Below are 568 nucleotides of genomic sequence, written 5' to 3' on the forward strand. Positions count from 1 at the left end.
ACGACAAGCTTTATGAGATGACCTGCGCGCGCCAGCATCTGGGAGAAGATGAATTCGAACGGCTCTACGTCTCCGAATTTGACGGAAAGCCCTACCCTCTCCAGCGCCAGCTGTTCCGTACTTTAGTATCCATCAACGCGCTGGAGGCCATTCGTTTTTACGTTAGCTTCGCCTGTACGTTTGCTTTTGGAGAAAGGAAATTACTTGAGGGCAACACCAAAATCATGCGTTTCATTGCGCGCGATGAGGCGCTTCATTGCGAAGGCACAGAACGAATGCTCCGGTTTATGCGTACAGGCCGCGAAGGCTTGCTATGGGCCCAGATCGCTGCGGATGAGGAACCATTCATCTATCAGACCATGATGGACGTTGCCGAACAGGAAATGCGCTGGGCAGATTACCTGTTTAAAGACGGCTCAATGATTGGCTTAAACGCAGATATCCTGAAAAGCTATGTTAAATACCGAACCAATCTTGCGATGCGCCGTCTTGGCCTGAAACCACTGTACCCGGAGATAAAAGATGACCCGCTGGTGTGGATGAACAAATGGCTGTTGTCCGACACCTT

General features: G+C 50.5%; 1 protein-coding gene. It reads left to right on the plus strand.

The genetic code is table 11. The annotated features are described in order from the left end of the window. Window positions 1-568, plus strand: a 568-nt coding sequence (locus tag ABD481_RS46930; RefSeq protein ID WP_344672371.1) for a ribonucleotide-diphosphate reductase subunit beta, incomplete at both ends; no start/stop codon positions are given.

Source organism: Catenulispora yoronensis, assembly GCF_039531695.1.
Lineage (GTDB): Bacteria > Actinomycetota > Actinomycetes > Streptomycetales > Catenulisporaceae > Catenulispora > Catenulispora yoronensis.